Below are 9484 nucleotides of genomic sequence, written 5' to 3'. Positions count from 1 at the left end.
ATGCCTGTAACGAGCCACTGCATGTTGTGCGGTGATATGATCATAGCTTTATATGTGCAAGTCTGTATTGTGATGATGAGTGAGGAACTGCACGGGTTGTAGAATAGAGTGGAACAGCCCAAAAGGCAAATATTGTCGTATCGTGATGCGCAGTAGCGGGGCAGCGCATTCATAGCGCTCTACTTGCAATTCATGACACGGGCTACGTAGCTTGTGGGGTGTATTTTCATTTCGATCATGTCGGATGCCCCCATACGCCCAATGTCTGCTTCTTCATCTTCTCGTTCGCTGCGCGCCTGGCACGTGGCGGCTGGTGTACTCGTGCTCGCCGTAGGCGGGCTCATTCTATACGGCTTCTGGCCCCGCCTTACGGGGCAGGCCCAGGGCGACGATGAGCGCCCCGAAACCGAAGACGTGAGCGACTCGGTCGCCCAGATTGACGTCGTACAGGTAGAGCGCATGGATTTTCCGGTGCGTACCGATGCCACGGGGCGGCTGCGTCCCTGGCGGCAGGCTACGGTGAGTGCAGAGCGGGGCGGGGTGGTGCGCGAGCGCGCTATCGAGGAGGGCGATTACGTGCAGACGGGCGCGCTGCTGGCCCGCATTGACGACCGCGAGGAGCGCATTGAACTGGCCGAGGCCGAGGCGGAGTTGCTCGAAGCGCGAGCCGAGTACGCCGTCAACACGCGCGACGCCAACATTCAGCAGGTGGCCGATACGAGTCAGGTGGCGGACTTGCGGGCCGCGCTCGCTGAGGTAGAGGCCGCTTTTGACCAAGGCGAGGCTACGCGCAACGAGGTACAGGCCGTGCGTCGGGAGCTTGAACTGGCGCAGATGCGTGCCGGGCTTGATCGGAGTGCGGTGCAGGCCGCCACATACGGGCTCACCCAGGCCGAGCAGCGGGTAGAGCGAGCGCGGCTGAATCTGGAGCGCACCCGCGTGACGGCCCCCTTTGCCGGGCGCATCGCCAATCTGGAGACGGAAGAGGGACAGCGCATTGCAGCTGGCGAGTCCGTGGCCCACGTGCTTGACGACCGCCGCATGAAGGTGACCGTGAACGTGCTCGAAGAAGACCTCGTGCGCATCCGCGAGGGTGCAACCGCACAGGTGCATGTGCCCGCTCGTGCCCGAAACGACGAAGTCGACGAAGCGCCAAACGGCATGGTTGAAGGCACCGTGCATGCCATCAATCCGCAAGTCGATGATGATCGGGGCACCGGGCGCGTCGCAGTTGCAATCCCCAACCCCGATGAGGAACTGATTTCGGGACTCTACGCCACGGTGCGTCTCGAAACCCATCGCCTGCCCGATCGCATTGTGGTGCCGACCGATGCGGTGCTCGTGCGCCAGGGGCGCGACCTTGTGTTTGTGGTGCGCAATGACCGCGCGCAGTGGACCTACGTGGAGGTGGGCACGCGCTCGGGCGATTTTGTGGAGATTACCGACGGACTGCAAGAAGGCGACATTGTGGCGGTCGATGGTCACTTTGCACTCGCTCACGATGCGCCCGTCGAGGCGGGCGATCCCCAACCGGTAGCCATGCCGTAAGCCCTGCGCATCCGCCCAATAATTAGGGGATACGCGGCCTCCCTCTTCTCCGAGGTCTCCGCTCATCATAAAGAATCATCCTTCGCATCCCATAATTTTCGACTGACCCCATGAAAGCGTTTATTCGCGGATGTGTGAACCGTCCCGTAGGCGTGGCGGCGGCCTGTGTGCTTGTGGCAGTGCTGGCCACGACCGCGCTGGTGCGGCTGCCGGTGGCGCTGCTGCCGGATCTGGGCTATCCGGCGCTTACGGTGTGGACGCCCTACCCCGACGTGCCGCCCGACCGTGTGGAGCGGAGCGTGACGGAGCGCATTGAGGGCGCGGTGTCTGGCACGCAAGGATTGGAGCGCGTAACGGGGCGCAGCCAACTCGGGGGCAGTCTTGTGGAACTGCGCTTTGGGTGGAATGCGAACCTGGACCTGGCGCTCTTGGAGGTGCGCGAGCAGATCGACCGTCTGGGCGATGCGCTGCCCGACGAAGCCGAGCGCCCGGTGGTGCTGCGCGTGGACCCGAGCGAACGCCCCGTTATGATGCTGGCCCTGCGCGGCGCCGTGGCCGATTCGATGCGTACGCAGACCGCATCCGACGACGACCGAATCGGTTGGCAAGACCTCTCGCAGCTGCGTCAGATCGGAAGCGAAGTGGTGGCGCGTCGGTTGGAGCAACTCCAGGGCGTGGCCCGTGTGCGCGTAACCGGCGGCCATGAGCGGCAAGTCGACGTTCGGCTCGATCCTGACCGCATGGCGCGCTACGGACTGAGCGTGGGCGATGTAGGCCGTGCGCTGGAGCAGTCGAACGCCGCACTTTCGGGCGGACAGATTCGGCGTGGACCGTTTCGCTACGCTGTGGAAGTCAGCGGTGAGTTCGAGTCGCATCGCGACATCGCGGAAGCGGTCGTTACCCGCGTTGGGCCCGTGCCCATCCATGTGCGCGACGTGGCAGAGGTACAGCCCTCGGTCGAGGAGCGGCGCGGGCTGGTCCGGCTCGATGGCCGCGAATCCCTCTTGCTCCTGGTTGAGCGCACCCCCGATGCCAACACCGTGCGCACCGCCGAATCCGTGCGCGAGGCACTCGCCCCGCTCGAAACCGAACTCTCGGGCATCGATCTGGATGTGGTGGTCGACGAAAGTGTGTTCATCGAAGAGGCCATCGGTGGGGTGACGCAGGCGGTGCTTGTGGGCGGACTGCTGGCCATTCTCGTGCTCTTTGGTTTTCTGCGTCGGCGGCGTGTGGTGGCGGCCATTGCCATTGCTGTCCCGCTCTCGCTCGGCCTTACGCTCATCGGATTTGAACTCCTGGGCATTTCCTTTAACCTGATTGCGTTGAGTGGGTTGGCGCTGGGCGTAGGGCTGCTTGTGGACAACGCGATTATCGTCGTCGAAAACATTGCGCGGCTGCGGGAGGCGGGGCAGAGCGCCTACGAGGCCGCCATCAACGGCACCGCCGAGGTGGCCGGGGCCATTGCCGCAAGTACCCTCACCACCATCGCCGTCTTTCTGCCCATTACGCTGGTCGAGGGGCTGGCCGGACGCCTCTTCCGCGATCAGTCGCTGGCGGTGGTGGTGGCGCTGCTTGCCTCGCTGCTGGTGGCGCTGGCGGTGGTGCCCGTTATCATGAGCCGAGAGCGGTCAGGAGAGGCTGCCGGGCTTGGGCTCCGTATGCAGTCGGTGCTGGGCGGATACGAACGCGGATTGCAGTGGTGCCTGGCGCATCCCAAGACCGTACTGATGGGCGCGCTGGTGACGTGCGGGGTCGCGGGCGCGCTGGCTCTGCTGCTGCCGCGCGAGGTGGTGCCCGCCGCCGATCAGGGACGTGTGGAGGCGCACATCACGCTGCCCTCGGGGGCCGACCTGCCGCTGGTAAGCGAGCGCGCTGCTGCGGTGGAGCAGGCTGCCCAGGCGCTGCCCGGTACCCGCCACGTGCTGGCCGACCTGGGCGAACGGAGCACCGCCCGTCTGGAACTGGACCCGCGTCCGCCCTACGAAGGCGACCTCACCATTCTGCTCAACAACGACACCGATGCTCAGGATGCCCTTGCCCAGCTTAGCGATACCGACTGGCCCAGCGACATGACCGTGGAACTGAGCACAGCCCAGACGCAACTGGAGGCGCTTCTCGTGTCCGAAGGCGCTGAACTTACCATCGATCTGGTGGCCGATGAGCAACGCCCCGACCCGCCCGTAATCGAAGAGGCGCTGCAGGCGCTCCGCGAGCAAGATGCGCTGACCGGCGTGCAGCGCGCTGAAGCGCAAGACGTGCCCGGCTATCAGCTTCATCTGCGCCGCGATAACATGGCACGCTTTGGCGTGGAAGCCCCCCAGCTTGGCGACGCGCTCAATGCGGCTGCACGGGGCCATCGCGCCAGCGAACTGCGCCAGATTGGCGAGGAGATTCCCATCATGATACAGACCGGCGTGGCTGCCTCCATCGAGGAGCTGCTCAGCCGGCGCATTCCCACCGCGAACGGACTGCTGCCGCTGCATCTGTTTGTGGAGGCGGAGCGCATTGCCCTGCCCGCGGCTCTAACCCGCACCGACCAGACGCCGGTTGCGCGAATCACCGCTGGTATTGCGCCTGGGGCAGACCTCCGCACCGCGCAGACCGCCATCGACGATGCCCTTGCCCCTGTCCTGGCCGATGTGCCTCGGGCCCGCCACACCATTGGCGGAGCCAGCACCGCGTTTCAGGAGGGCCTCACCGCGGTGGGCTGGAGCCTGCTTCTGAGTCTGCTGCTCGTGTATCTGATTCTCACCGCGCAGTTTGAGCGTCTGCTACAGCCGCTCGTGATTCTGGCCGCGGTGCCCCTGGCGGCAGCAGGCGTCGTGGCTGTGCTGGCGCTTACCGGGCAAAGCATCAACCTGATGAGCATGACCGGGTGCGTGGTGCTCGTTGGTATTGTGGTGAATGATGCGATCATCAAGGTGGACTTCATCAACCAGCGGCAGGCGCGCGGCATGGCGCTGCACGATGCCATCACTGCTGCCGGAAAAGCCCGTGTGCGCCCCATTCTGATGACGACCGTGACCACCGCGCTGGGGCTGCTCCCGCTGGCGCTCGGGTTCGGCGCTGGGGCCGAACTGCGCGCGCCGCTGGCCATCGCCATTGTGGGTGGGTTGCTCAGCGCCACCGTGCTTACGCTATTTGTGGTGCCCGTGCTCGTGCAGCAGGTCGCGCGTGTGCCACGGCTTGGGGATGCGTAGGCGAGCGCCGATGAGAGGAGCAGCGGGCGCTTTTCTGGAGAGCAAACCGCTGCTCGACTTGATGATTTATCCTCGCGGGTGAGCGAAAAGCCATTCACCCATCCCCCAATATCGTAGTGCTGCAACGGGAGGAAGAAGATACACGGAGAGGATGTATCTTCCACACTCTTTGTGTCTATATGAAGTCGTGTAGAGAGGCATATGCACCAGAAACCGTCTGTGCATGCGCCAACCCCCTCGTGTGCAATGCGGCATTCACCTTGCAGATCTGTACGATGTCCCCTACCATGTGTATCATACGCTACATGCTATCCCACGGCATCGCGTTGGAAGCTTCAGCGCCTGCCGTTCGTTTTTCTACAAGAATGGAAGCGCTTCCGAACATGATAACCGATTTTCCTTCTGTACAGCAGCTGGTGCCGCGCAGTGGCCCGAACGTACGCCTCACCGCGCTCCAGCGCGACCACATTCATACGCATTTTCAGTGGAACAATGACCCTGAACTGAATCGCCTCGACAGCGAGGTGCCATTTGAAAAGGAGTCGTTTGGCGATTTCAAGCAGCGGTTCGAGCAGCTCTGCGACTACCGGCATAAGACGAACTATGCGTTTGAGATTCACAGCTGCGACGAAGAGGCGCTCATCGGCGTGGCCGCCCTCTATCGCGTAAGTCGCCCAAACCGCCATGGCTGCATTAGCATCACCATTGGCGACCGGGCCTACTGGGGGCGTGGCTATGGCCGCCGCGCAATGAATCTGCTGCTGGCGCTATGCTTCGACGATATGGGACTTCATCGCGTCTCGGCCGAGACGTTCGAGTTCAACGATGCGTGGACGCGCCTGGTGAAGGGGTCGGGCTTTGCCTACGAGGGCACAGCTACGGACTATCTGTACCGCGACGATCAGTTTTGGGATAAGGAGCACTATGCGCTTTTGGAAACGGACTACACGCCTCTGGAGCGTATGCCAGTAGACCCGCCCGCCCGTGCAGCTGCCGAGATGCCAGCGTAGCAAGCGGGCTGTTTGCGCCTCACGCTGCCCACGCATAGATCCACCATCGATCCACCATTGATCCACAACGCGCGAAAGGCCCGATCCTGAATCTATGTGGGGCGCGGCCCGGGCTACGATGGCTCCTCGGAATCCACGTTTGAAATGGATACGTGCGTGCGTGCGGAAGAGGGGTCGGCGGTTCGTTTCAGCCAGAAGATGAGCGTATCATCGTTGTACGTATCGGCGGGCGAGGCGTCGAGGCCGGCGTTCCAGAGTGTGTCTACGGGGGGATGCGTGGAGAAGGCTGCTTCGGCCAGCGTGCGGATGCCTTCTTCGCCAAGCGGAGAGCCATCGGCGGTGGGCTGTTCGAGCAGTCCGTCGGTGTACGCGAGGAATGCGGTGTTTCTGGACAGCTCCAGCGTGTGCTGCTCAAACGTAGCATCGGGGGTGATGCCAAGGATCAAGTCGCTTTCTTCGACCAGGCGGGCCGTGCCATCCTCCACGATGAGTGGGCGGCAGTGACCTGCATTGGAAAAGGTAAGGGTGTGCGCATCCGGGTCCCACACAAGCAGCAAGAACGAGGCGAACGTGTCCGTGAGCACCTGGTCGCTGAGCAACAGCGTGTTGATATGAGCCATCATGGAAGCAGGGCGGGGCGTATCCGACAGGCGAGCCCGCAGGCTGGCGCGTACGTAGCTTAGGAAACTGTAGGCATAAAACTTGGCCTGTAGTCCCTTGCCCATCACGTCGCCAAGAGCGACGAAGAAGCGCCCGTCGTCCAGCGCGTGCCAGTCGAGGAGGTCGCCGCCGCCCTGCTGGCTGGGCTCGTAGCGCACGAACAGTTCGTAAGCAGGCACTTCGGGCAGCGTCGTGGGCATGAGGCGCTGCGAAAAGTCGTGTCCGAGCTGCGTATCCAGCCGGTTGCTAAACACCTCGACGCGCTCCAGCAGCCGTTTCGTTCGTGAAATCAGCTGCTTCATATCGAACGGCTTCGTAATGAAGTCGTCAACCCCAAGGCGCATGCCCGTAAGGCGGGCGTCTTCGTCGGTACGAGCCGTAAGGAAGATGAATGGGATGGCCCGCGTTTCCTTACGCTCTTGCAGCTCTTGCAGAAGCGTAAACCCGTCCATGCGGGGCATCATCACATCCGAGACGATGAGGTCGGGGCGGCGCTCCTCGATTTTTTCAAGAGCATCCACGCCATCAACTGCTGTAGCCACCTCGCAATGGGCCTCCAGGCGATACGAGAGCAGCTCGCGCAGCGTGGCATCGTCCTCGACGACTAAAATAAGACGTTCATCCATGGGTCATGGTCGTAAGGAATTGAAGCTGCGAAGCGGTGAAGCAGGGGCGATTCGCTGCGATACGAGACCTCGTCGGTACATGCGTCAATGATGCGCAAGCCCATTCCTGCTTCAGGAAAAGGGGACGTGTTGGTCTTCATTTTGGATAGAATATATCCAAGGTCGAACCCCATTGAGTTATCGATAATTTCGCACTGTACGCACGTGCTATCGACAAATACCCGCAGCGAGATCCGAGGGGAGTCTTCAAACGTGGCATGGCGCACTAAGTTGGCGATCCATTCGTGCACAATGAGTTGCAAGTAGTGACGTGTGCGGCGCGGTGGCACCGAAGCGGGTTCGTTGGGCGCCTCGGGCCAGGCGTTTTGAAGGGCCGTACGGATCGTGGGCAACGCGCTTCGCGGATCGGTATACGTCTGGTCTAAAAGCAGATCCATAAGAGCCAATTCGTTAGGTTAGATCCGCGCGGGCATCAGCTACAGAATCGTACTGGGGGAACACTTTGTACGTGCGGGTAAGCTCAACGACTACGCGCACCGGTTCTGACGTATTCGCGAACACCACGGTCCCGTCGTGGGCAGCTACGCGCCGGTACAACGAAAAAATAGCCCCAAGCCCCGACGAGTCGAGTACGTCGGTCTCTGAGAAGTCCAGAATGAACTGACGCTTCCCTGCTTCAATAGGAGGCTGTATCGTTTCTTTAAACACGTCGGCATTACGGAAGTCGAGCGTATTGCCAATCGTGATGATCAACGTATCATCCGACACAGATTCAGTAGAAAAGCTCATAAATTAGAAACTTAGATGCAAAAAACAAATGCAAAAAGAAGCGCACTCAGGATGCGATTGAAGACCCGTGGGCTGCGGTAAACTTCATGCAACCCTACGTGCATGTTGAGTATAATCCTCGCGTTTGCCAGATCATGCTCCAGATAATGTACCGTGGAGGTTCGTAGAGTGCAAGGGGGGGTGGGCACGGCATGGGGCAGCACATGGCGCATGAGTGCGTGGTGGGGGGCAATGCTGGGGCTTCTCCTCTTTATCGGCTTTATCGGCGGCTGCGAGCACCGCGAAGGGGTGCCTGCCGAAGCCATGGAGGCCGATTCGGACCACCGCCCCATGCAAATAACCCACAACCCACGAGTCGTGTTGCACGAAGGGAAGCGCGAGCGTGCCATACTGGAGGCCGCGCGCATGCTGCAATACGAAACGCCTGACAGCAGCTATGCCGTGCTGCGTAGCCCCAAAGGCGACTCAGCGCGCATTCAGGTGCAGCTCTTTACGCCCGAGGGCGACTCCTCAGCCACCATCGAATCCGACAGCCTGCTCTACTTCAGCGACGAGGGGCGGGCCGATGCGTACGGCGATGTTGCCATTCGCACCCCCGACAACCGGCAGTTGTACAGCGAACACGTCGTATGGCGACAAGGCGACCGCAAGGTGCGTTCCAGCCGCTTTGTGCGTATCGTTACGCCCACCGAAACCCTCAACGGACGCGGGCTCGTCGCCGAAGAAGATCTCTCCGCGTATCAGATTGGTCGGTTTGATGCCGAGGTTGAGCTCGATGAGGAAGACGACGACGCGTAGCTGGCTCTGCCTTTCTGGGCAGCCCTTGTTGCTTCTGCTACGGCTTTCCTTGTATTCTCCCTGTATCTCATATGCCACACATTCACGCATCCGGGCGAACGGTCCCCTTTGCGGAGCGGCTCAGGGGGATGCGTTGGGGGGTCATCATAGCTGTAGTCCTGCTCATGGGCGGAAGCGGGCGGCAGGCGGCGATAGCGCAACAAGCCGATTCGAGCGCCGCAGACACAACGCAGTCGCGTGCCTATGTCGAAGCCGACTCGCTCAGCGCCACCGTGGCCGACGGCGAGCGCGTGCAGGAGCTTGTTGGTAATGTGTTTGTGCGGCAAGACAGCACTGAACTGCGGTCGGAACGGGCGTTTCGCTACCTTGCGCGCGACGAATTTCTGTTTCTGGGAGCCGTCGAAATTGTTGAGGGGCCGGATACGCTTCATGCCGACACGGTGCGCTACGAACGCAGTAACGATCTGGGGTTTGCCTTTGGGGAGGTAGAACTGACAGACGGCGAAGTCGATGTGCGCTCCAGCGAAGCGATCTACTTTGTAGACGAACGCCGTACGGTGTTCGACGAGCCGGTAGAGCTGCAAGATAGCACGGCCATCCTGCGCAGCGATCGGGGCACCTACCGCTCGCCCGAGCGCCGTGCCGACTTTGCAGGCAACGTGACCCTCGACGACCCGGACTCGTGGCTTGAAGCCGATTCGCTCTCGTACTATCGCGACCGGCGTCGCTCCGAAGCGTTCGGGCGCGTCTTCATTGACCGAAATCCGAGACAGGCGCCCGGCGAAGTCGACGATCCGTCGGTATCCCAAGATGAACAGAACACGCGTACCTGGCTCTTTGGAGATGAAGCCAT

8 protein-coding genes are annotated in these 9484 nt (G+C 61.7%); 5 read left to right on the top strand and 3 right to left on the bottom strand.

The window, feature by feature from the left end:
* Positions 1-261: 261 nt before the first annotated feature.
* The 3 genes from R6U20_RS04860 (at position 262) to R6U20_RS04850 (ending at position 5758) form a co-directional block, all read left to right on the top strand.
* Positions 262-1548 (top strand): efflux RND transporter periplasmic adaptor subunit, encoded by a 1287-nt coding sequence (locus tag R6U20_RS04860; RefSeq protein ID WP_410336742.1) that lies wholly within the window; start codon positions 262-264, stop codon positions 1546-1548.
* A gap of 110 nt (positions 1549-1658) precedes the next feature.
* Positions 1659-4748: an efflux RND transporter permease subunit gene (locus R6U20_RS04855; RefSeq protein ID WP_410336741.1), complete on the top strand. Its 3090-nt coding sequence runs from the start codon at positions 1659-1661 to the stop codon at positions 4746-4748.
* 383 nt (positions 4749-5131) lie between these two features.
* Complete coding sequence (locus R6U20_RS04850; protein WP_410336740.1) at positions 5132-5758, top strand: GNAT family N-acetyltransferase; 627 nt, start codon at positions 5132-5134, stop codon at positions 5756-5758.
* 113 nt (positions 5759-5871) lie between these two features.
* On the opposite strand, the gene R6U20_RS04845 is transcribed toward R6U20_RS04850, so the two are convergent.
* The 3 genes from R6U20_RS04845 to R6U20_RS04835 are packed head-to-tail and all read right to left on the bottom strand — an operon-like array spanning position 5872 to position 7833.
* Entirely contained in the window at positions 5872-7044 is a 1173-nt protein-coding gene (locus tag R6U20_RS04845; protein WP_410336739.1) for a PP2C family protein-serine/threonine phosphatase, read from the bottom strand.
* Positions 7023-7481 (bottom strand): ATP-binding protein, encoded by a 459-nt coding sequence (locus R6U20_RS04840; protein WP_410336738.1) that lies wholly within the window; start codon positions 7479-7481, stop codon positions 7023-7025. The genes R6U20_RS04845 and R6U20_RS04840 overlap by 22 nt, the downstream gene beginning before the upstream one ends.
* A 13-nt stretch (positions 7482-7494) precedes the next feature.
* Positions 7495-7833 carry an STAS domain-containing protein gene (locus R6U20_RS04835; protein ID WP_410336737.1) on the bottom strand — a complete coding sequence of 113 codons (339 nt, stop codon included), beginning with the start codon at positions 7831-7833 and terminating at the stop codon, positions 7495-7497.
* A 153-nt stretch (positions 7834-7986) separates the two neighbouring features.
* Between R6U20_RS04835 and R6U20_RS04830 the strand changes: the two genes are divergently transcribed.
* A complete protein-coding gene (locus R6U20_RS04830) occupies positions 7987-8631 on the top strand; it encodes an LPS export ABC transporter periplasmic protein LptC (RefSeq protein WP_410336736.1) in 645 nt (214 codons plus the stop codon).
* A 128-nt stretch (positions 8632-8759) separates the two neighbouring features.
* Positions 8760-9484 (top strand): OstA-like protein (locus R6U20_RS04825; protein WP_410336735.1); only part of this gene is annotated, 725 nt, incomplete at its 3' end.

The sequence above is a fragment of the Longimonas sp. genome (genome assembly GCF_046498435.1).
Taxonomy (GTDB): Bacteria; Bacteroidota; Rhodothermia; order Rhodothermales; family Salinibacteraceae; genus Longimonas.
Note: the sequence above shows the minus strand (reverse complement) of the source record. Positions and strands in the feature narration are given on the sequence as shown.

Coding starts and splice junctions, on each gene's coding strand:
- R6U20_RS04860 (WP_410336742.1), top strand. CDS start 262: ATGTCTGCTTCTTCATCTTCTCGTTCGCTGCGCGCCTGGCACGTGGCG.
- R6U20_RS04855 (WP_410336741.1), top strand. CDS start 1,659: ATGAAAGCGTTTATTCGCGGATGTGTGAACCGTCCCGTAGGCGTGGCG.
- R6U20_RS04850 (WP_410336740.1), top strand. CDS start 5,132: ATGATAACCGATTTTCCTTCTGTACAGCAGCTGGTGCCGCGCAGTGGC.
- R6U20_RS04845 (WP_410336739.1), bottom strand. CDS start 7,044: ATGGATGAACGTCTTATTTTAGTCGTCGAGGACGATGCCACGCTGCGC.
- R6U20_RS04840 (WP_410336738.1), bottom strand. CDS start 7,481: ATGGATCTGCTTTTAGACCAGACGTATACCGATCCGCGAAGCGCGTTG.
- R6U20_RS04835 (WP_410336737.1), bottom strand. CDS start 7,833: ATGAGCTTTTCTACTGAATCTGTGTCGGATGATACGTTGATCATCACG.